The sequence below is a fragment of the Neisseria sp. HMSC068C12 genome, from assembly GCF_001814095.1.
In the GTDB taxonomy this organism is placed as follows: domain Bacteria; phylum Pseudomonadota; class Gammaproteobacteria; order Burkholderiales; family Neisseriaceae; genus Neisseria; species Neisseria perflava.
In genome coordinates this window covers 1-22,189 of record NZ_KV814784.1, presented here as the reverse complement: position 1 = coordinate 22,189, position 22,189 = coordinate 1, and the positions used below count along the sequence as shown (strand labels likewise).

The 22,189-nt window shown below is 50.4% G+C and carries 22 protein-coding genes and 1 riboswitch; of the genes, 17 read left to right on the top strand and 5 right to left on the bottom strand.

Annotated features, from left to right (window positions below; all coding sequences use genetic code 11):
• Positions 1 to 11 precede the first annotated feature (11 nt).
• The gene (locus tag HMPREF2952_RS01580) at positions 12 to 689 is read right to left on the bottom strand and encodes a 7-cyano-7-deazaguanine/7-aminomethyl-7-deazaguanine transporter (RefSeq protein WP_049337017.1); all 678 of its coding nucleotides are present in this window, start codon (positions 687 to 689) and stop codon (positions 12 to 14) included.
• A gap of 101 nt (positions 690 to 790) precedes the next feature.
• Positions 791 to 1,264, bottom strand: a complete 474-nt coding sequence (gene queF, locus HMPREF2952_RS01575) for a preQ(1) synthase (RefSeq protein WP_003748427.1) — start codon at positions 1,262 to 1,264, stop codon at positions 791 to 793.
• A 3-nt stretch (positions 1,265 to 1,267) separates the two neighbouring features.
• Positions 1,268 to 1,312, bottom strand: a riboswitch (PreQ1 riboswitch).
• Positions 1,313 to 1,459: 147 nt separating this feature from the next.
• On the opposite strand from queF, the gene rfaQ reads away from it, so the two are divergent.
• A complete protein-coding gene (gene rfaQ / locus HMPREF2952_RS01570) occupies positions 1,460 to 2,542 on the top strand; it encodes a putative lipopolysaccharide heptosyltransferase III (RefSeq protein ID WP_049337016.1) in 1,083 nt (360 codons plus the stop codon).
• Positions 2,543 to 2,548: 6 nt separating this feature from the next.
• On the opposite strand, the gene HMPREF2952_RS01565 is transcribed toward rfaQ, so the two are convergent.
• Positions 2,549 to 3,529: a hypothetical protein gene (locus tag HMPREF2952_RS01565; RefSeq protein WP_049337014.1), complete on the bottom strand. Its 981-nt coding sequence runs from the start codon at positions 3,527 to 3,529 to the stop codon at positions 2,549 to 2,551.
• 362 nt (positions 3,530 to 3,891) lie between these two features.
• On the opposite strand from HMPREF2952_RS01565, the gene HMPREF2952_RS01560 reads away from it, so the two are divergent.
• A complete protein-coding gene (locus tag HMPREF2952_RS01560) occupies positions 3,892 to 5,187 on the top strand; it encodes a M23 family metallopeptidase (RefSeq protein WP_003748435.1) in 1,296 nt (431 codons plus the stop codon).
• A 92-nt stretch (positions 5,188 to 5,279) separates the two neighbouring features.
• A complete protein-coding gene (gene pncB, locus HMPREF2952_RS01555; protein WP_039861840.1) occupies positions 5,280 to 6,500 on the top strand; it encodes a nicotinate phosphoribosyltransferase in 1,221 nt (406 codons plus the stop codon).
• Positions 6,501 to 6,539: 39 nt separating this feature from the next.
• Here pncB and mtgA read toward each other — a convergent pair whose 3' ends face one another.
• Both mtgA and aroE read right to left on the bottom strand, forming a co-directional pair.
• Positions 6,540 to 7,241 (bottom strand): monofunctional biosynthetic peptidoglycan transglycosylase, encoded by a 702-nt coding sequence (gene mtgA, locus HMPREF2952_RS01550; RefSeq protein ID WP_004518794.1) that lies wholly within the window; start codon positions 7,239 to 7,241, stop codon positions 6,540 to 6,542.
• A 2-nt stretch (positions 7,242 to 7,243) separates the two neighbouring features.
• A complete protein-coding gene (gene aroE / locus HMPREF2952_RS01545; RefSeq protein ID WP_004518793.1) occupies positions 7,244 to 8,053 on the bottom strand; it encodes a shikimate dehydrogenase in 810 nt (269 codons plus the stop codon).
• A 197-nt stretch (positions 8,054 to 8,250) separates the two neighbouring features.
• Between aroE and glnA the strand changes: the two genes are divergently transcribed.
• The 14 genes from glnA to HMPREF2952_RS01475 all read left to right on the top strand — a co-directional run.
• Positions 8,251 to 9,669: a type I glutamate--ammonia ligase gene (gene glnA / locus HMPREF2952_RS01540; protein ID WP_004518791.1), complete on the top strand. Its 1,419-nt coding sequence runs from the start codon at positions 8,251 to 8,253 to the stop codon at positions 9,667 to 9,669.
• 375 nt (positions 9,670 to 10,044) lie between these two features.
• Entirely contained in the window at positions 10,045 to 10,695 is a 651-nt protein-coding gene (locus tag HMPREF2952_RS01530; RefSeq protein WP_004518789.1) for a site-2 protease family protein, read from the top strand.
• A 131-nt stretch (positions 10,696 to 10,826) separates the two neighbouring features.
• Positions 10,827 to 11,831, top strand: coding sequence for a tRNA dihydrouridine synthase DusB (dusB, locus tag HMPREF2952_RS01525; protein ID WP_004518788.1), 1,005 nt, complete (start codon positions 10,827 to 10,829; stop codon positions 11,829 to 11,831).
• A 38-nt stretch (positions 11,832 to 11,869) separates the two neighbouring features.
• A complete protein-coding gene (locus HMPREF2952_RS01520) occupies positions 11,870 to 12,142 on the top strand; it encodes a hypothetical protein (RefSeq protein WP_004518787.1) in 273 nt (90 codons plus the stop codon).
• Positions 12,143 to 12,272: 130 nt separating this feature from the next.
• Positions 12,273 to 12,794: a hypothetical protein gene (locus HMPREF2952_RS01515; protein WP_004518786.1), complete on the top strand. Its 522-nt coding sequence runs from the start codon at positions 12,273 to 12,275 to the stop codon at positions 12,792 to 12,794.
• 119 nt (positions 12,795 to 12,913) lie between these two features.
• On the top strand, positions 12,914 to 13,153 hold the full coding sequence (locus tag HMPREF2952_RS01510; RefSeq protein ID WP_003684241.1) for a Fis family transcriptional regulator: 240 nt from the start codon (positions 12,914 to 12,916) through the stop codon (positions 13,151 to 13,153).
• A gap of 43 nt (positions 13,154 to 13,196) precedes the next feature.
• Positions 13,197 to 13,931, top strand: a complete 735-nt coding sequence (locus HMPREF2952_RS01505; protein WP_004518785.1) for a glutamine amidotransferase-related protein — start codon at positions 13,197 to 13,199, stop codon at positions 13,929 to 13,931.
• 76 nt (positions 13,932 to 14,007) lie between these two features.
• Positions 14,008 to 14,883 (top strand): DMT family transporter, encoded by an 876-nt coding sequence (locus HMPREF2952_RS01500; protein ID WP_004518784.1) that lies wholly within the window; start codon positions 14,008 to 14,010, stop codon positions 14,881 to 14,883.
• A gap of 65 nt (positions 14,884 to 14,948) precedes the next feature.
• The gene (locus HMPREF2952_RS01495) at positions 14,949 to 15,767 is read left to right on the top strand and encodes a hypothetical protein (protein WP_004518783.1); all 819 of its coding nucleotides are present in this window, start codon (positions 14,949 to 14,951) and stop codon (positions 15,765 to 15,767) included.
• A gap of 51 nt (positions 15,768 to 15,818) precedes the next feature.
• A complete protein-coding gene (locus tag HMPREF2952_RS01490) occupies positions 15,819 to 17,045 on the top strand; it encodes a chloride channel protein (protein ID WP_070504349.1) in 1,227 nt (408 codons plus the stop codon).
• Between the two features lie 163 nt (positions 17,046 to 17,208).
• The gene (gene purH, locus HMPREF2952_RS01485) at positions 17,209 to 18,789 is read left to right on the top strand and encodes a bifunctional phosphoribosylaminoimidazolecarboxamide formyltransferase/IMP cyclohydrolase (RefSeq protein WP_070695212.1); all 1,581 of its coding nucleotides are present in this window, start codon (positions 17,209 to 17,211) and stop codon (positions 18,787 to 18,789) included.
• A 47-nt stretch (positions 18,790 to 18,836) separates the two neighbouring features.
• Positions 18,837 to 18,965, top strand: coding sequence for a hypothetical protein (locus HMPREF2952_RS11450; RefSeq protein ID WP_039861836.1), 129 nt, complete (start codon positions 18,837 to 18,839; stop codon positions 18,963 to 18,965).
• 24 nt (positions 18,966 to 18,989) lie between these two features.
• Positions 18,990 to 19,118, top strand: coding sequence for a hypothetical protein (locus HMPREF2952_RS11445; protein ID WP_256388877.1), 129 nt, complete (start codon positions 18,990 to 18,992; stop codon positions 19,116 to 19,118).
• A gap of 766 nt (positions 19,119 to 19,884) precedes the next feature.
• Positions 19,885 to 22,189 (top strand): ESPR-type extended signal peptide-containing protein (locus tag HMPREF2952_RS01475; RefSeq protein ID WP_283120691.1); only part of this gene is annotated, 2,305 nt, incomplete at its 3' end.

The window sequence follows — 22,189 nt, the reverse complement described above, 5'->3', positions numbered from 1 at the left end:
TTATCTACTGCTTATTTGGCTAAAACCGATTCGGGCATTTCTTGACGGACGTTTAAGGAAGTCAGTTTTTTGGTCAAGATGCTCAATACGATGCCGTAGGCAGGCAGGAAGAAGAGGGTGCAGATGGCAAGTTTGAATAGATAGTCGACAAATGCGATGCCTTGCCAGTTTGCCGCCATAAATTCATCGTTGCTCGCATAAAAGGCAACGGCGAAAAACACCAGCGTATCCAAAGCGTTGCCGACAACGGTAGAAGCTGTGGGGGCAATCCACCATGATTTTAGACGGCGTAATCTGTTGAACACGAAAATATCGAGGATTTGCCCGAGCGCATAGGCAGAAAAGCTGGCCAATGCGATACGGCCGACGAAGGTGTTAAATTCGGCTAAAGATGCCCAGCCTGTCCAGTTGCCGTCATGAAAGAGGACGGAGAAGACGTAAGAGAGCAGCAGGGCGGGGAACATCACCCAAAAAATAATCCGTCTCGCCAACGGTGCGCCGAAAATGCGCACGGTCAGGTCGGTTGCGAGGAAGATAAAGGGGAAGGAAAATGCGCCCCAAGTGGTAAAGATACTGAAAATTTGAAAGGGGAACTGCACCAGATAGTTGCTGGCGGCGATAATAAAAATATGGAAAAGCACCAGCCAGAAGAGCGCTTTCTTCTGCTGTGCGGCAGTAAATTCGTACATGGAAATCTTTCGGAAGTTTTTTCAGACGGCATGAAGCCTTGCGAGACCGTGCAATAGAGAAAGTCTTGCAATGAAAAGGGCGTTAGGCCGTCTGAATAGGATTATTGTGCATCGTGCTCAAACAGGCGTTTGCGTGCCAAAGCTTCAAACTCTGTGCCTGCTTTGCCGTAGTTGGCAAACGGATGAATGGCGATGCCGCCGCGCGGTGTGAATTCGCCGAATACTTCGATGTATTTCGGATCCATCAGGGCGATGAGGTCTTTCATGATGATGTTGACGCAGTCTTCATGGAAGTCGCCGTGGTTGCGGAAGCTGAAGAGATAGAGTTTCAGTGATTTGCTTTCCACCATTTTGATATGGGGGATGTAGCGGATGTAGATGGTGGCAAAGTCGGGCTGGCCAGTCATCGGGCAGAGGCTGGTGAACTCGGGGCAGACGAATTTGACGAAATAGTCGTTGTCTGGATGTTTGTTGTCGAACGCTTCCAAAATTTCAGGCGCGTATTCGCTTGGGTATTGGGTTTTCTGGTTGCCCAAAAGGGAGATGCCTTGCAGCTCTTCGTTGTTGCGGGACATGAGGTTTCCTTAGTTTTTTAATGTGGGAGGTTTTCGAACCACGGGGTGCGGATTGTAATATAAATTGCATGACTTGTGCGGATTTTATAGCGATGAATCAGCAGGATAGCTTTCAGACGGCCTGTTTTGTATTTTATGAAACCTGTTTTCCGCTTTACAATAGCAGCCAATCAACAGGCCGTCTGAAAGTTTTGTATGTCTTTAGCCCAACCCAAACGTATTCTGATCATCAAATTGCGCCATCATGGCGATGTGCTTTTGAGCACGCCGGTGGTCGATGCGCTGAAAACCCGTTTCCCCGATTGCGAAATCGATATGCTGGTGTATGCCGGTACGGAGCAGCTGATTGCTGATAATCCGCAGATTGCGCAGATTTTGACCATTGATCGAAATTGGAAGAAGCTAGGCGTATTCAAGCAGTTGGCGTGTGAGAAAAACCTTTTGTCTAAGCTGAAGGCGCGCGATTACGACTGGGCTTTCAACCTGTCCGACCAATGGCGCGCGGCAATAATCGCCAAACTGTGCGCCCGTTGCAGTGTGGGTTTTGACTGCATCAAGCGCGACGGTTTTTGGTGGCGTTTCTGTCATGATTTTATCAACCATGAGCTTGATCCCAGCCATCATATCGTTGAAAACCAATTGAATATCCTTGCGCCGCTTATCCAGCCTGAAGACGTCGCCGATGCGAAGGTACGCCTTTGGGTAGCACAAGATGCAAGGGAAAGCATGCAGCAGAAATTGCGTGAGCAGGGGTGGAGCGGTGAAGATTATGTGTTACTGCACCCGGGTGCGCGTTGGCATTTCAAATGTTGGGAAGACGGCAAAAACGCCGCCATCGTACAACTTCTGCTCAACAGCGGACAGAATGTCGTATTGACTGCTTCTCCCGACACTGTCGAACAATACATGCTTCAGGAAATTATAGGCCGTCTGAATATTCCGGAAGGCAGAAAAGTATATGTGTTGTCCGGATGTTTGAGCCTGCGTGAATTGGCGGCGGCCATTGAGGGCGCCAAGCTGTTTGTCGGTGTCGATTCCGCACCGATGCACATCGCTGCAGCTTTGGATAAACCGCAAATCGCTTTGTTTGGCGCATCATGGGTGGATAAATGGCGTCCGTATTCCGAGCAGGCCGAAGTCATTTATGCCGGCGATTATGCCGAACTGCCTCACCCCGACAGTATCGATACCAACGATCCGACACGTTTGTTGAAAGCGATTCCTTTGCAGGATGTGTGGGATAGAATTTCTGCCAAATTGGAGGCGTTGGAGGCTTAAAACCGCTTACCACGATCCGTTAAACGTTTTAGCTTTGCGCCAAAATGCCCATTTGGAACGGCGGCCGATTTCCAGCGTGCCGCCGTTTTCGCCGTCTGTGGTAATGCATACAGTTTTCAGACGGCCTGAGGCGAGTGCGTCCCATAAAGGCGAAAACCAACGGGTTTCCCAGCTTTCCAAAATATCTTTGTATGCCCAAACATCGCCTGTCTGTAAGGTGGAAACCAAGTCGTCCAAAAAGATAAGGCCGTCTGAAACTGTGCTGCCTGTTTCTTGAACCATCTCAAACCAAGCCTTCAAATCATACGGCGCATCGAGTTTGGGCGTATCTAAAAAACGCGCCCATGCGCTGTCTGAGGCGACAATATCCGCAGACTGTGTGCCGTTCGCATCGTTCCACAGCCACAAACCGTTGATTTCCGGCAATCCTTGTTGTTCACGCGCTTGGTTAATCGGATGCGAGTGGAGAAACATTTGGATTTCCGTCTGCACGGCCAACCAAGACACCGCATCTTTGCCGTGCGCCTGACCGTCCATTTCCGGCTGCCCGCACACATCCAAAACACATTCCGCCCCCCAATCTTCTATCGTCGGCATACTGAGCAGCCACATGCTTTCGCAAAGCGGCTCGAATTGCCAATCTTTATCTTGATAAAACGCCGACAAGTCCGCACATAACCGTTGCGCCTCCTCTTTTTGGATGCCGATAAACTCGCCACTGATAATGTTGACATGGTGCATGCCCATCTGTTGCCAAACCGGAGAGGCAAAAGCGGCTGTGCGTTTTTGGCTTGTGTGGCGTAAACGTTGCACTTGGGCAATGAGGCTGCCGCCCCACAAATGGCGTCCGTAAAATTCAGACGGCCTGAGTGTTTCTTTGCGTAATGTGCCGTAACGCAAAAGACGGTTAAAAGCAGGTAAGGCAAGCTCAGGGACGGATTCGTCGGCAAAGCGGTTGAGTGAGGGGAGGGCGAGGGTCAGCTTCATAAGCGCAAATAGATAGAAAAACCGTTATTTTACGCGACAAATGATGCGTTTCGGAACCTTGCCCTCACGTACTCAAAAAGAGCCGTTCAGACGGCCGGTTTGGAAAAAACGGGCTGCCATGCTAAAATGCGTGGCGTAAATTTCAGAAAAACAGGGTGTAAATCAACACAATAGCCCTGATAATAACGTCAATCTCAAACACGACCTCATTCATTCCGAATGAAAACCTGATTTTCAGATCGGAAAAAAGACTCAAAGTCCTTTATCCCCAAAACTGTTTAAACCAGCAGGCGGTCGCAGCAGGCCGGATGTGCCGGCATTCTGCAAACCTCAAAAACAGACCGCCCCATTAAGGATAACGCGTGATTAAAAACAAATATTCCACTCGATTCAAAGCAACCCTCTTAGCGTTTCTGCTGCCGGCTTCAGGCATCATGACCGCATACGCCATTACCGACCCTCAACCTGCACAAACCGATTTTAAAGTCGAGCGTATTTCCGAAGAGCTGCCTGCCGTTTATGTGGAAACCAATACCTATCAATCCAGCTATTGGGCGCAAGAAGCCGTCCAAGCCGGCGACTCTTTGGCAGACGTTTTGACACGTATGGGTGTCAACCAAGAAGACATCAAGCAAATCATGGCGAAAAACAATGCCAACCTCGACATGAAAAACCTGCGGACCAACCAATCCGTCAACATCCGCATCGATTCTTCAGGCCAAGTGACCGACGTTCAATTCTTTACTGATGAAGAATTGGAACGCAACTTGGTGGCTTTGGAAAAAGTCAAAGGTAAATGGCGCATCTCCAATGCCGAAATCGACATGAAAACCATGCCGACCCTGCGTTCTGTGCAAATCCGCACTTCCGCCATCGGCGATATGCTCCGTGCCGAAATCCCTTCCGAAGTGTATATCCAGCTCAAAGAAATCTTTGCCGACTCGTTTAATATGAGCGATTTGAAAGAAGGCGATACCGTGCGTCTTTTGTACAACAGCATGTATTTCCGCGGCCAACAAATGGCGGTCGGCGATATTTTGGCGGCTGAAGTGGTTAAAGACGGCAAAACCTACCAAGCCTATTATTACAGCCAAGGCAAAGGCGACGAAGAAAGCGGCAGCTACTACGACCAAAACGGTAAGTCCCTGCAACAAAAAGAAGGCTTTAATACCGAGCCTGTTGCATACACGCGCATTTCTTCCCCGTTTGGCTACCGTGTCCATCCGGTTTTGCATACCGTTCGTATGCACACCGGTATCGACTATGCCGCGCCGACCGGTACGCCTATTAAGGCTGCTGCCGACGGCGAAGTGATTTTCAAAGGTTGGAAAGGCGGCTACGGCAATACCGTGATGATCCGACATGCCAACGGTGTGGAAACCCTGTACGGCCACATGAGCGCGTTCAGCCCTGCCGACGGCAGAGTCCGCGCCGGCGAAGTGATTGGTTTTGTCGGTACAACCGGCCGTTCGACCGGCCCGCACCTGCACTACGAAGCACGCGTCAACGGCCAGCCGGTCAACCCGACTACCGTCGCCCTGCCGACGCCGAAATTGACCCCGACCAATATGGCCGCGTTCCGCAAACAGCAAAAAGATGCCAGCACGATGTTGTCTACCATCCGCTCTTTGCCGGTTTCCGTAGCGCAGCTGGATTAATAAGATAAAGGCCGTCTGAATAAGGTTTCTTTCAGACGGCCTTTCCCATTAAAATTGATACCTCAACGCCCACGTTTACTCAGAGAAAACTTATGTCTGCTTATCAGCCCATTATCCAATCCCTGCTTGATACCGACCTGTACAAATTCACCATGCTGCAAGTCGTGTTGCACCAATTCCCGCAAACCCACAGCCTCTACGAATTCCGCTGCCGCAACAAAGAGATGGTGTATCCGCTGGCCGATATTCAAGAAGACTTGGAACGCGAGCTCAACGCCCTGTGCCAGCTGCGCTTTACCCATGACGAACTCGACTATCTGCGCAGCCTGCGTTTTATCAAAAGCGATTTTGTCGATTATCTCGAACTTTTTCAACTCCAACGCCGCTTCGTCCAAGTCAGCCCTGACGATCAAGGCCGTCTGAACATCCGCATCGAAGGCCCGATGGTACAGGCGATGTTCTTCGAGATTTTTATTCTTGCCATCGTCAACGAACTCTATTTCCGCCGCTTGGAAACGCCTGCCGTCATCGAAGAAGGCGAGCGCCGTTTGCAGGCCAAAGCGCAACAGCTGAAGGAAATTGCGGCTACACAAAATCCGAATGATCCGCCGTTCCTTATTTCCGATTTCGGCACACGCCGCCGCTACACCCTTGCATGGCAGGAACACGTTATCCGCACCTTGTTGGAAGCCGCTCCCGACATCGTGCGCGGTACCAGCAACGTTTATCTGGCCAAAAAGCTCGGCATCACACCCATCGGCACCATGGCACACGAGTTCCTCCAAGCCTTCCAAGCCTTGGACGTACGTTTGCGTAATTTCCAAAAAGCCGCGCTGGAAAGCTGGGTACATGAATACCGCGGCGACCTCGGTATCGCCCTGACCGACGTAGTCGGCATGGATGCCTTCTTGCGTGATTTCGACCTGTACTTCGCCAAACTCTTCGACGGCCTGCGCCACGACAGCGGCGATCCTTATGTTTGGGGCGACAAAGCCTACGAGCATTACAAAAAACTTAAAATCGACAGCCGCACCAAAATGCTGACCTTTTCAGACGGCCTCGATATTGAGCGTTCATGGGCGTTGCACCAATACTTCAAAGACCGTTTCAAAACCAGTTTCGGTATCGGTACCAATCTGACCAACGACTTGGGACACACGCCTTTGAACATTGTTTTGAAGCTCGTCGAGTGTAACGGCCAATCCGTCGCCAAGCTCTCCGACTCCCCGGGCAAAACCATGACCACCAACAACACCTTCCTCGCTTACCTGCGCCAAGTGTTTGACGTACCGGAGCCGGAAGAGAAAGCCTAAAAACAAAGGCCGTCTGAAATGTTCAGACGGCCTTTTTCATTAATCCATATCGCTTTCAGGTAATTCTGCCGAACCCATGCGGCGCAGGATGATATTGGTTTTGTTGTGCATCCGTTTGCTCTTAGGGTGGTCTGCGTAAAACAGCGGAGCCGGAACGCGCGCCGTGAGTTTGGCGGCTTGTTGGCGGGTGAGGGCAGAGGCAGGTTTCTTGTAGAAATACTGGGACGCCGCTTCCGCGCCGAATACGCCGTAGTGCCATTCGATTGAGTTTAAATACAGCTCAAAAATGCGGTCTTTGTCTGTAACCGCTTCCATCATTGCCGTAATTGCCGCTTCTTCGCCTTTGCGGATGTAGCTGCGGCTTTCGTTGAGAAACAGGTTTTTCGCCAGCTGCTGGCTGATGGTCGAACCGCCGGCTTTGACTTCGCCGCTTTGCTTATTGCGTTTCATGGCGTATTTGATGCCGTTCCAGTCAAAGCCGCTGTGTTCGGCAAAGTTGGCGTCTTCGGAAGCAATCAGGGCTTTTTTGAGGTTGACGGAAATTTGGTCGTAAGGCACCCAGCGGTAATCCAGCTTGACATCGCGGCCTTCTTTTGCAAACTGGCTCATGCGCATGGACATGAAGGCGGTTTTGCTGGGCGCGACGGCGCGGTAGGTAATGATGTTGCCGTACACATAAGCGTTGAAGAAAATGAAGATGCCGATGGGCAGGGCAATCAGCCATTTGATGATGCGGAACATGGTTACAGGGCTTTCATGTATTCGATAACAGGGCGGATATCGGGCGTAAATCCGCGCCAAGTATGGTAAGAGGCGGCAGCCTGACCGACCAGCATGCCCAGGCCGTCTGAAACTTCGGCCGCGCCGTTGCTTTGGGCAAAGTTCAAAAACGCCTGAGCCGCTTCGCCGTAAACCATATCGTAGGCAAGGCGGCAGCCGCGGAAAATTTCAGGGCTGACGGCAGGAAGCTGACCGCTCAAGCCGCCGGATGTGCCGTTGATGATGATATCAAAACCGCCGTTCAAATCCGACATCGGGACGGCTTCAATGCCGAAAAGCCGCGCCAATTCCTCGGCCTTGGCGTGGGTGCGGTTGGCAATGACGATACGGGCAGGGCGGTGTTCTTTCAAAACAGGAATCACGCCGCGTACCGCGCCGCCTGCGCCCAAAAGCAAAATGGTTTTGTCTTCGATGGCAATATTTTTGACCTGCGTGATGTCGTTGGCCAAACCGATACCGTCGGTATTGTCGCCGCGTATCCTGCCGTCTTCCAACCACACTAGCGTATTGACCGCGCCGGCAGCCAAAGCGCGGTCAGAATGCTCGTCCGCCAGCGCAAAAGCTTCCTGCTTGAATGGGACAGTTACATTCGCACCTTGCCCGCCCTCGGCACGAAACGCCGCAACAGCCTCGGCAAAACCGCCGATTTCGGCACAAATGCGCTCATATTCGATGTCGATGCCTTCATGAAGGGCAAACTGCCGATGGATTTGCGGCGACTTGCTGTGGGCGACGGGGTTGCCGAAAACGGCGTAACGCGGAGTGTTGTTCATAAAATGGGTCTGAGAAAACAAAAGAAAAGAGTGCTTATTATAGCGGTCTTTATGTTAAGAAAGCGTAATGTAAAATTGTTGACAATTAAACAGTCTGAAACTATATTTCATTGCGTAAAAACGGGTGCCCTGATGTATTTCAGACGGCCTTACCGTGATAGAATAACAACTTAAACCCAATCCCTCAGGAGCTGAAGATGTCCATCAAAGACGCTGTAAAACTGATTGAAGAAAGCGAAGCCCGCTTCGTAGATTTGCGCTTTACCGATACCAAAGGCAAGCAGCACCACTTTACCATCCCCGCCCGCATCGTTCTCGACGATCCCGAAGAATGGTTCGAAAACGGTCAAGCGTTTGACGGTTCGTCCATCGGCGGTTGGAAAGGTATTCAGGCTTCCGATATGCAGTTGCGTCCCGATGCGTCTACAGCTTTCGTCGATCCTTTCTACGACGATACCACCGTTGTCTTTACCTGCGACGTTATCGACCCTGCTGACGGCCAAGGTTATGACCGCGACCCTCGTTCTATCGCACGCCGCGCCGAAGCCTATTTGAAATCTTCCGGTATCGGCGACACCGCCTATTTCGGCCCAGAACCTGAATTCTTCGTCTTCGACGGCGTAGAGTTCGAAACCGACATGCACAAAACCCGTTACGAAATCACTTCCGAAAGCGGCGCATGGTCAAGCGGCCTGCACATGGACGGTCAAAATACCGGCCACCGTCCGACCGTCAAAGGCGGTTACGCGCCTGTTGCACCGATTGACTGCGGTCAAGACCTGCGTTCTTCCATGGTCAATGTTTTGGAAGAACTCGGCATCGAAGTGGAAGTGCACCACAGTGAAGTCGGTACCGGCAGCCAAATGGAAATCGGCACCCGTTTTGCCACTTTGGTTAAACGCGCCGACCAAACCCAAGACATGAAATACGTGATTCAAAACGTCGCCCACAACTTCGGCAAAACCGCTACCTTCATGCCCAAACCCATCATGGGCGACAACGGCAGCGGTATGCACGTTCACCAATCCATTTGGAAAGACGGTCAAAACCTGTTCTCAGGCGATGGCTATGCCGGTTTGTCCGATACCGCCCTTTATTACATCGGCGGCATCATCAAACACGCCAAAGCCCTGAACGCGATTACTAATCCGTCCACCAACTCCTACAAACGCCTCGTGCCGCACTTTGAAGCACCGACCAAACTGGCATATTCCGCCAAAAACCGTTCCGCTTCCATCCGTATTCCGTCCGTGAACAGCAGCAAGGCACGCCGCATCGAAGCGCGTTTCCCTGATCCGACCGCCAACCCATACTTGGCGTTTGCCGCTTTGTTGATGGCCGGTTTGGACGGTATTCAAAACAAAATCCATCCGGGCGACCCTGCCGATAAAAACCTGTACGACCTACCTCCGGAAGAAGATGCATTGGTGCCTACCGTTTGCGCCTCTTTGGAAGAAGCACTGGCCGCCCTCAAAGCCGACCACGAATTCCTCCTGCGCGGCGGCGTATTCAGCAAAGACTGGATCGACAGCTACATTGCCTTTAAAGAGGAAGATGTCCGCCGTATCCGCATGGCACCTCATCCGCTGGAATTTGAAATGTATTACAGCCTGTAAAACAGCTGAGGCATTTTAAATAGGAAATCAAAGGCCGTCTGAAACTGGATTTGAAGTTTCAGACGGCCTTTAGGCTTGAAATAGATAGGGCAATTGAATTAGGTATGATAGCGAGAAGCAATAAATCATGCCGTTTGAAAACCTTTATGGAATCGGTATTGCGTGTTAAATTTCAGCATGACAGGCCTTTTATTAAAGATATTCGCCATTACTTTATAGTGAACCAGTCTTCAAATTTAATCCTCAAGGTAAAGGCATTACTTGGGAAGAGCTGAAAGAGTCTTTCGATTCGGATAAGACAGAAGAAGATTAAAGCCTCAGGCCGTCTGAAAGGATATTTTCTGTTTTCAGACGGCATGTTTGATAAGGAAAACCATGTTTGCAAATTTTGATTTAGGCGTATTTCTGCTGGCAGTATTGCCCGTGTTGTTGGCCATTACCGTGCGCGAAGTGGCACGCGGTTATACGGCGCGGTATTGGGGCGACCATACTGGCGAGCAGCTTGGGCGTTTGACGCTCAATCCGCTGCCGCACATCGATCCTGTCGGTACGATTGTCGTGCCGTTGGTGTGTCTGATGATAGGCAGTTTTCTGTTCGGCTGGGCGCGTCCCATGCCCATCGATTCGCGCAATTTCCGTGATCCGCGCCGCGCGTGGCGTTGGGTGTCGATTTCGGGTCCGATAGCCAATCTGATTTTGGCGTTCTTCTGGGGTTTTGTCGTCGTACTTGCCGCGTATGTGCCTGAGTCTTATCAAGCGCCCTTGGCGCAGATGGCCGGTTACGGCGTGATGGTGAACTCGATTTGGGTCGCATTCAGCCTGATTCCGATTTTGCCTTGGGACGGCGGTATTTTTATCGATACCTTTCTCAACGCCAAACAGTCCATGCAGTTCCGTAAAATCGAGCCATACGGCACATGGATTATCCTGATCCTGTTGTTTACCGGCCTGCTGGCCAAACTGATTTGGCCGATTATTGCCATGATTCAGGACGCAGTGCGGATGGTTGTCATGTTGTTTATTTAAATGTTTTGGCTGAAAAGGCCGTCTGAAACTCAGTTTCAGACGGCCTTTTTCATTGTGCAACATGTAAATACAATTGGAAAAATTGCTTAAAAATTGTACAATTTCAGCCCTTTCAATTTGGCGCACACATCATGCACATCGGCGGCTATTTCATTGACAACCCCATCGCACTCGCCCCCATGGCAGGCATTACGGACAAACCGTTCCGCCGGATTTGCCGCGAGTTTGGCGCAGGGTGGGCGGTATGCGAAATGCTGACCAGCGATCCGAGCTTGCGCCATACCAAAAAAACTTTGCGCCGCAGCGATTTTGAAGGCGAGGGCGGAGTGGTGGCCGTGCAGATTGCCGGCAGCGATCCGCAGCAGATGGCGGAAGCCGCGCGGTATAACGTCGGCTTGGGCGCTCAGGTGATTGATATAAACATGGGCTGTCCGGCCAAAAAAGTCTGTAATGTGCAGGCAGGCAGCGCATTGATGCAAAACGAGCCTTTGGTTGCCGAAATCTTGGAAGCCGTTGTCAACGCGGTGGACGTACCCGTTACCCTCAAAACCCGTTTGGGCTGGCACAATGAACATCAAAATTTGCCGACCATTGCCAAAATCGCCGAAGAATCAGGCATCGCAGCCCTTGCCATCCACGGCCGCACCCGTACGCAGATGTACAAAGGTGAAGCGCGTTACGAACTGATTGCCGAAACCAAAGGCCGTCTGAACATTCCCGTTTGGGTCAACGGCGATATTACTTCGCCGCAAAAAGCTGCCGCCGTCCTCAAGCAAACCGCCGCAGACGGCATCATGATAGGGCGCGGCGCACAAGGCAGTCCGTGGCTTTTCCGTGATTTAAAACATTACGCCGAACACGGCGTTTTGCCGCCGGCCTTAAGCTTGGCAGAATGCAACGCCACCATTTTGAACCACATCCGCGCTATGTATGAATTTTATGGCGAAGTGGCCGGCGTACGCATCGCCCGCAAACACATCGGCTGGTACATCGATGAAATGCCCAACGGCGAGCAAACACGCCGAGACATCAACCGCTTGGACAGCGCCGCAGCACAATACGACACCCTTGCCGCCTATCTTGAGACGCTTTCAGAGAAAACCGACCGTTGGGTATGCCACTATCGGGAAGGCTAAAGGGTTTCAGACGGCATTTTTCTTTTGGGGAAGTAAATATGAAATTGACCTCACGGTTCAAACGCTTCGGCATAGCCGTGCTGTTGCTGACAGGATTTGGTATTTATGCTTATGACTACAATCTGATAGCCTGTAAATTAATGGATCGCTATTGGAATGAAGACAAGAGCAGGTGCATGAATCCTGATTGTCGTCAACATGATGCTTGTATGCTGAGTGCAGGTAAGGATAAAGCAACATGCGAAACCATCCGCCCCGGTGACAGTTTGGACAAGGCTTGGTATGTACTGGGCAAGCCTTGGTATGAGTAGAACGGGCGTTTCTTTTGGGGTAATAAATATGGAGATAATGTAGCAGAAATCGAACCTGACGGAGAAAAGGTTGGCAAGATTACTTGCTTTGAGCAGTAGGTTGTGTGAGGAGATGGTTTCAGGAAACCCTATGTTTCAGTTGATTAAACGTATATTTTCTAAAAAGCATCAAGCTGATTCCATGTTTCCGCGCAATCGTTTCGAACATGTGGATTGGGAACAGGAATTGGCTGATGCCACTCGTCGGCTGGTCAATGATGAAGGGCATTATGACGAGCAGGGTAATACGGTTGAGCTGGAGTTAAGTGAGGGAGCGCATAATATCCTGCTGTATTTTGCCTCAGGGGATGAAGCTCAATGTATGGAAATCCTGCAGCGTTTGAACGCATGGGATAATCAGGTTCAAACCTCTCTGGAAAAAGAGGCTCAATCGCCTATTCCTAGAGCGTATCAAGAAATAGGATATAACCGCCAATCTTGGGAAAAAGCACGGAAATTTCATGTTTGGATAGTCAATTGTGAAGAAAAACCGTATTCCATTCGTTACGTTGCCGATCATGCCAATAATGAATTTGTTATCTATCTGGCTCAAGAAAACGGGATATGGCGGGCATTTTGGGATAGTAAATTACAGAAATCTATTGCAGTATAAGATTTTGATAAAAAATAAGAATTGAATAGAGTAAATTTCTCAATCAAATTAAATAAACGCCGTCTGAATGTTCAGACGGACTCATCATCTAAAAACAAATCTAAAGAAAGACAATCACGATGAATCAAACGACGACTGACATTGCGCAATGTATTGAACAAAACTTACGACAATACTTCAAAGACTTGGATGGTACGGAACCTTGCGGTGTGTATGATATGGTATTGCATCAAGTGGAAAAGCCGATGCTTGCCTGCGTGATGGAGCAATGCGGCGGAAACCAGTCTAAAGCGGCCGTTATTTTGGGTTTGAACCGCAATACCCTGCGTAAAAAATTACAACAGCACGGTATGCTGTAATACGGCAGGGCAATCCGTCCTGACGGTCGAAGGAGAAATAACAATGCAAAATCCGAATAAATTAAATATCCATTTCATCTTGCACGAGGCATTTGAAGTGCCGGGAGCATATTTGAAATGGGCGCAATGGCGCGGACATAACATCAGTACAACCAAAGTGTACGAAAGGGAAACCCTGCCTGACAATGTGGACGATATAGATTTTTTGATTGTGATGGGCGGGCCGCAATCGCCTGATGAAGACAGGCAGGCATTCTCGTATTACGACCCCGAATCCGAGCTGCGCCTGATGCGTCAGGCGATGGCGGCGGATAAATATATTGTCGGCGTGTGTTTGGGTGCGCAGCTTTTATCCGTTGCCTACGGCGCGCGCCACACACGCAGCCCTGAGCGTGAAATCGGCATTTATCCGATTGAGCTGACGGCGGAAGGTTTGGCGGATGCCCATGTTTCCCTGTTGGGCAAAACCCTGAATACCGGCCATTGGCACGGCGATATGCCCGGTTTGACGGATAAGGCGGTTGTGTTGGCAACCAGCAAAGGCTGTCCGCGCCAGATTATCCGTTTTGCGCCCAAACATTATGCCTTCCAGGCCCATTTGGAGTTTGACCGTGAAGCCGTCGGGCTGCTGATTGCGGCGGACGGACGCGAAAATGTGGCCGAACAAAGCCAAGCCCAAACTTATGTCCAGCATCCGGATAAAATCGAAGCGGCGGATTTCAGTGAAATGAATGCCAAACTCTTCGACTTTTTGGATTCTCTGACGCAGACAAAATAAAAAAGGCCAACCCTCCAGGCCGTCTGAATAATAAATATAGAGAAGAAACGATTAACCCTTTTTAAAAGGTCGGACCATGTTCTATCAAATACTTGCCCTGCTGATTTGGGGCAGCTCTTTTATCGCTGCCAAGTATTCTTACGAGATGATCGACCCTGCGCTGATGGTTGAGGCACGGTTGTTGATTGCCGCGTTGATGGTACTGCCGTCGTGCCGCCGTCATTTGGGAAGGATTCCGCGGAGCGAGTGGAAGCCGTTGTTATGGATTTCCTTTGTCAACTACGTTGTCGTTTTGATGCTTCAGTTTATCGGTTTGAAATACACGTCTGCCGCCAGCGCGATTACCATGGTCGGGCTGGAACCCTTGCTGGTGGTTTTTGTCGGTCATTTCTTTTTCAGCGACAAAGCGAAAATTTACCACTGGATTTGCGGCGCGGTGGCGTTTGCCGGCGTGGGCATGATGGTAATGGGCGGTGCAGAAGAAGGCGGCACGATTGATTGGTTCGGCTGTTTGCTGATTTTGCTTGCGGGATTGGGTTTTGCAGGCGTGATACGACCGAGCCAGCAGATGATTGCCCGCATCGGTGCGCCTGCATTTACCGTGGCTTCCATGGCGGTGGCGGCGGTATTGTGTCTGCCGTTTTCGCTGGTGTTGGCAGACAGTTATCAAATCAACTGGTCATGGGGCGGTACGCTGTCGATTTTGTATATGGGGATCGGTTGCAGTTGGCTTGCCTATCTGTTGTGGAACAAAGGCATGAACAAAGTCCCTGCCAACGTCTCCGGCCTGCTGATTTCGCTTGAGCCTGTCATCGGCGTTATCATGGCGGTGTTAATTTTGGGCGAACATTTAAGTGCTATGTCTGCGATGGGCATTACCGTCGTTATTGCGTCCACTTTTGTCGCCGGTATGCTGGCGCGTATCGGCAACAAACACAAAAAGGCCGTCTGAAAACGGTTTCAGACGGCCTGAAGTAAGCAGTACTTTTTTCAATAAAACATTTTGGGAAAATTTCTATGAAACGCATTATCTCCCTGCTTTTGCTTGCCTGCCCTATTTTGACGTCGGCTGCACCCGATAACGACAAAGCCGCTGTACAGGCCGTCATTGCCAAGTATTACAACCGACCGCTTGCCGCGCACAAATGCCAGCTCGCCAAGCCGCCGAAAGACAGTGAGACAGCATCTGACAACATTATGTATTGCATGAAACCTGTTGCCAATCATACCGTAACGCGCAACGGCAAAGCCGCGCGCTATGTGTTGTACACAGGTTTTGCCTACGATATGGAACAAAAAGTAAAACAGGACGCTCATGTTTCTTCCGGTCTGGCAGAATTGTTTGTTTTGGAGAAAACAGACGGCAAGTGGGCAATCAAACAGCACGGAAAAGATAAAATCGGCGCATGGGGCGAGCCGCCGGAGAATAAGGAATGGAAGTTTGTTCAGGTGGGCGCACAAAACTGGGGCTATGTTGCCGAATCAAGTTATACAGGCCAAGGCGACACGACGACTTCGCAAAACTTCCTGTTTACCGATGATAGCAACCGAATCCGCAACAGCGTCATGATCAGCGGTAACGATAACGGCGCATATTTTGGCGATTGCGATGAATTGAAAGGGCGTGAAAAACGCCTCTGCAAAGACAGATATACCAGTCTGGAAGCCAAAATTGCTTTTGACAAAAGCCGTCCTGCCGTATCCGGCGTATGGGCGCTGACTGCAAAACTCAGCGGCGTATCAGGAAAGAAAAATTATAAAAATCAGAAATATATTTTCCCTTATAACGGCAAAACCCACGTCGCCCCCAAAAACTATCCCTTGGGCGGACAATAGTTCCCTCGAAAAACGCTTTGATCAAACCACTACTACCTCAAGTCAAATCCCGTGAAAGAAACGCATAAACTTTGGGCCGCCCTCATCATTACCGGCATTATCGGCGGCATAGTCGGCATTGTATTAACCGAAATCATGCATACAATTCAACATCTTGCCTACGGTTACGGTTCAGACGGCCTATACGTTTCATTCCGAGAGGGCGTATCGCAGGCAAGTCCTGCGCGGCGTATCGGAGTGATGGCCTTTTGCGGCGCGGTGGTCGGCTTGGGGTGGTGGTTGCTCAAACGCTACGGCAGGCCGCAACCGAGCATTAAAGCTGTGGTTAAAAATCCGCTCGCCGGTTTTCCGTTTTTTGAAACCGTCAGTCATGCTCTGTTGCAAATCATTACCGTCGGGCTTGGCTCGCCGCTCGGCCGCGAAGTTGCGCCGCGCGAAATGACTGCTGCCTTTGCTTCAGTAGGCGTCAACCGTTTCGGGTTGAGCGAAGACGACACAAGGCTGGTCATTGCTTGCGCCTCGGGTGCAGGTTTGGCAGCCGTGTATAACGTGCCGCTCGCCTCCACACTTTTTATCCTCGAAGCCATGCTGGGCTTATGGACTCAGCAAGCCGTCGCCGCCGCATTGCTGACTTCCGTCATCGCCACTGCCGTCGCGCGCATCGGCTTGGGCGACGTGCAGCAATATCATCCGGCTAACCTTTCCATCAACACATCATTACTTTGGTTTTCCGTCATCATCGGCCCAGTACTGGGCGCAACCGCCGTCTTTTTCCAGCGTACTGCCCAAAAATTCCCCTTCATCAAGCGCGATAATATCAAAATCATTCCCTTGGCCGTCTGTATGTTTGCACTCATTGGCGCGATTGCCGTTTGGTTTCCCGAAATTTTGGGCAACGGCAAAGCAGGCAACCAACTGACCTTTGGCGGATTGACCGGCTGGCAACACAGCCTTGAGCTGACCTCCGTCAAATGGCTGGTCGTCTTAATGGCGCTGGTGGCAGGCGCATACGGCGGCCTGATTACCCCGTCCATGATGCTCGGCAGCACCATCGCCTTTGCCGCTGCCGCCGCGTGGAATACTTTCTTTCCTGCCATGTCGTCCGAAAGCGCGGCCGTTGTCGGCGCAGCCGTTTTCCTCGGCGTTTCCCTCAAAATGCCCCTGACGGCCATAGCCTTTATTTTAGAGCTAACCTACGCCCCCGTTGCCTTGCTCATGCCCTTATGTGCAGGCATGGCAGGCGCAGTATGCGTGGCGAAGAAAATGGGATTTAAATAGGCAAAAGCATCAGGCCGTCTGAAACCTCGTTTCAGACGGCCTTTTACAATAAAATTGTTAACAATATCTATAAAAACCTACTGCCAAAAATGCGAAACTAGGGGATAATACCGCCCTGAAAATTCATCCCATACTGATTAAACCTTCAACAAAGGAAATCCAAATGTCTTCCATCAAACGCGCCCTGATCAGCCTATCCGACAAGACAGGCGCAGTCGAATTTGCCCAAACCCTGACCAAGCTCGGTGTAGAAATCCTCTCTACCGGCGGTACAGCAAAACTCTTGGCTGATGCAGGCGTTCCCGTTATCGAAGTTGCCGACTATACCGGTTTTCCCGAAATGCTCGACGGCCGCGTGAAAACCCTGCATCCGAAAATCCACGGCGGCATCCTCGGCCGTCGCGATTTGGGCGAACACGTCGCCAAGATGGAAGAACACGGCATCGGCAACATCGACCTCGTGTGCGTCAATCTCTACCCCTTCGCCGCCACCATCGCCAAACCAAACTGCACACTGGAAGACGCGATTGAAAACATCGACATCGGCGGCCCGACCATGGTGCGCTCTGCCGCGAAAAACTGGAAACACGTCGCCATCGTTACCGACACAGCCGATTTCCCGGCCATCGCCGCCGAACTCGAAGCCAACAACGGCGCATTGAGCGACAAAACCCGTTTCAACCTCTCACGCAAAGCATTCAGCCATACCGCCCAATACGACGGCATGATTTCCAACTACCTGACCTCGCTTTCAGACGACGTCTTGAGTGGCCAGCCCCAAATCGGCGAATTCCCAAGCCAGCTCAACCAAAGCTGGATTAAAGTACAAGATATGCGCTACGGCGAAAACCCGCACCAGCGCGCCGCGTTCTACCGCGATATTTCCCCCGCCGCAGGCAGCCTTTCCGCCTACAAACAGCTGCAAGGCAAAGAATTGTCTTACAACAATATCGCTGATGCCGATGCCGCATGGGAAGCCGTCAAATCCTTTGACGCGCCGGCCTGCGTGATCGTGAAACACGCTAATCCGTGCGGCGTAGCCGTCGCCTCCAATACCTTGGATGCCTACAAACTCGCCTACGCTACCGACACCACCAGCGCATTCGGCGGCATCATCGCCTTCAACCGCGAAGTGGACGGCGAAACCGTCAAACAAATTACCGACAACCAATTTATGGAAGTCCTCATGGCGCCGAAGTTCACCGCCGAAGCCCTCGAAATTGCCGCTGCCAAGAAAAACGTGCGCGTATTGGAAGTGCCGCTCGAAGCAGGTGCCAACCGCTTTGAACTCAAACGCGTCGGCGGCGGACTGTTGGTACAAACGCCCGACATCCACCGCATCAGCCGCGCCGATTTGAAAGTCGTCTCCAAACGCGAACCGACCGAGCAAGAATGGAACGACCTGATGTTTGTATGGAACGTCGCAAAATACGTCAAATCTAACGCCATCGTCTTCGGCAAAGGCGGTCAAACCTACGGCATCGGCGCAGGCCAAATGAGCCGCGTGGACAGCACCCGCATCGCCGCCCGCAAAGCGCAAGATGCCAATTTCGACCTCAACGGTGCATGTGCCGCTTCCGATGCCTTCTTCCCATTCCGCGACGGCGTAGATGTCATTGCCGAGCAGGGCATCAAAGCCATCATCCACCCCGCAGGCTCCATGCGCGACCAAGAAGTTTTTGATGCAGCGGACGAACACGGCATCGCCATGGTCGTAACCGGCATCCGCCATTTCCGCCACTGATAAGCTGATATAAAATAAAGGCCGTCTGAAAACAAAGTTCCAATATCATGAAACCCGTTTTCAGACGGCCTTCTTTAATCATCAAACAATTTAGCGGTCTAACTGTAAATCAGGACAAAGCAACCAAGCCCCAGCTCGTCCAATTCATGCAGCAACACAACGCCACAAAAGCCTAAAACCAACCCATTCAGAGAAAAAACATGAAACACATCCTCCTCATCCTTACCCTCGCCACACTCACCGCCTGCGCCTCCAGTCATACCGGTGGCTACGGCTATGCCGGCAACAACGGCGCTTCCGCAGGCGTAACCCAAACATTCCATTGGTAAGGCCGTCTGAAAAAACAACACAGTTTTCTACAATAGAGAACAAACAAATCCCAAACGTAAAGGCAAGTTTTACACTTGCCTTTTTAACGCTGTCCATCGGCTCAATAGCGCATAAATTCGTGTCATTTGCCCGCTGTTTGCTATGTTAGAAAACGTCAAAGACCGTCTGAAAATAGGCGATATAAACCCATCACACGGTTTAAACCGATCCTCGATACAAATCTCATTAATTCTCTAAATAAAAGCTGACATCTAAATCTATCACTAAAATAACTATCCTGTTAACATATTATTTAATAATCATTATTGTTTAAAAATTTCAATAAGAATCATATAATTATAAAAATCGTTTAAAAAAAGCAACAAGTAAATCTAACCAGCATGACCGTTGAGGGCGAAAAAATAACACTTTATCGGAAGAGTTGATTTGTAAAACCAAACGCATATAAAATTTGGACAAGGATTCCGAATGCATTGAAAGAAGCTGACAAAAAGTGACTGGTTAAGAAACAAGCTGACAAAAAACGGCACATCGTTTCCCAAACTTCACAAGCTTCCCAAAATGTATCAGCATAAAATCCCATAAAACAGGAATTTAGCTGCCATTCGGCCGAGTGGAAACTTTTGGCACGGGAATTGCATACAAGAGGTTACGACGTAAAACCGCATAAAGGGGAAACTCTGAAGTGCGGCATATGTATGGGCAGGCGGTTTATAGCCGAGCAAACGTCCCAAAAGAAATCAAACCCCTTACAGGAAAATCGATATGAATAAAGTCTTTAAAGTCATTTGGAACCACGCGACCCAGACATGGACCGCGGTTTCCGAAATCAGCCATGCACACGGCAAAAAATCCGCTTCTGACAAGCGTAAAGCCGTAGCTGCTGCAGTTGCAGCGGCAGGTGCGTTGATGGCTTCTAGTGCTGCTCAGGCAGGTGTAGATTTGGGTGGTAGTGCGGTAAACATTACTCCAAATGGTACTTACAACGGTTCTAACAGAAACGTTGGTGTCAACTCTGTTGTAGTGGGTTATCAAAATACTGCCAGCAGTCAAGATGGCACTATCGCTTACGGTGCTAACAATACTGCGACTGCAAACGCAGCATTGGCAGTAGGTAATAACAATATCGCAACCGGCGGTGCATCGACTGCAATGGGTGTAAGCTCTGTTGCAAGTGGTGAAGCTTCTGTTGCAATCGGTAATGTAGCCCAAGCAACTCAAATTCGTGCGACTGCAGTAGGTAACCGTGCAACTGCTACTCAAGACTCCGCAAGTGCATTCGGTAACCGTGCAAATGCTGGTGCACAATTTGCAACAGCTATTGGTGATAACTCCAATGCAAATGCTGCTGCAGTTGCTGTAGGTACGCATGCAAACGCCGAAAAACAAGATTCTATCGCTATTGGTAATAACGCTCATGGTGCTTGGACCAATACTATTGCTGTCGGTAAAGATACTGTAGCAAGTAAAGACCATGCGATGGCAATGGGTACCAGCTCAAATGCGTCAGGTGTTCAAGCTGTCGGCGTTGGTTCATATACAAAAGCAGAAGGTAATCTGACAGTTGCAGTTGGTCCATATGCGCAAGCCAATAAAGAAGCTGCAGTTGCTGTAGGTTCTAACGCTACTGCTGCTGAGTCTAACTCTATTGCTGTGGGTCAAACTGCCACTGCGTCTAACAATAACTCCATTGCTGTCGGTACTAAAACAGTTTCTAGAGGCGATAACGCAATTGGTATCGGTGCTTATGCTGAATCAACTGCTAACCGTGGTACCGCTATCGGCGTATTGTCTCAAGCTAATGGCACAGGCTCATTTGCTGGTGGTGCATCCGCTCAAGCAACAGGTGAAAATTCTGTAGCTATTGGCGGTGCGATGGATGGTACTCTGGGTAATAAAGCAGGTACTGCTGCTAAAGCAATCGGTAACAACTCTATCGCTTTGGGTACTCAATCTAAAGCTGCTGGCAATAACTCTATCGCTCAAGGTAACGGTGCAACTGCTAAGCAAGCTGCTGACGTTGCCGTAGGTCATGCTGCTACAGCTGACGGTACTTCTACTGGCGCTGATGGCGACGGCGTAGTAAATAATGCCGGTTCGGCAATGGCAATCGGTACAGAAGCTCAAGCAACCGGTATCGTAGCAACAGCCATCGGTGAGCGCTCTAAAGCTCTGGCAAACGGCGCGGTAGCATTGGGTGGCGACGCTCAAGCCAAACAAGGTTCTGACGTAGCAATCGGTCGTGGTTCCGTAGCTGATGGTACTTCTGCTGCAGCATTCGGTCCTGCTGCTACAGCAACTGGTAAATACTCAGTAGCTTTGGGCGTACAAAGTAACGCTGCTTCTAAACAAGCAATTGCATTGGGCCGTGGTGCTCAAGCTAATGGCGGTGAATATGCAACTGCTCTGGGTAACGGTGCTCAAGCAACAGCTAAAAACACTCTGGCTTTGGGTACTGAAGCTAAATCTACTATCGAAAACAGCGTAGCTCTGGGTAACGGTTCTACAACCAGCAACTTCGTACCTACTAACACTGCTACTGTTGGCAGCTACACTTATAGCGGCTTCGCAGGTGCAACCAGCGGTTTGGGCAATGGCGCAGTATTGTCTGTAGGTTCTGCAGGTAAAGAACGTCAAATTCAAAACGTTGCCGCAGGCCGTATTTCTGCAACTTCTACCGATGCAATCAACGGCTCTCAATTGTACGCTGTTGCAAACCGCATCGAAAACCTGAATCCGTTTGTATTCTCAGGCCATAATGGTAGCGGTAGCTCACCAGATGTAGGTACATACAAATACGATCCTAAATCAAATGCCAATAACACCCTGAAACTGATCGCAGGTGACGGTCTGAAGATGACTTCAAACGGCACTAACGAATACACCCTGAGCGTAATTGGTGGTGGTTCTACTGGTTCTACCGGCGCAACTGGTGCAACTGGCCCTAAAGGCGATACCGGCGCAACTGGTGCAACTGGCCCTAAAGGCGATACCGGTGCAACTGGTGCTACTGGCGCAACTGGCCCTAAAGGCGAAAAAGGCGATACTGGTCCTGCTGGCCCTAAAGGTG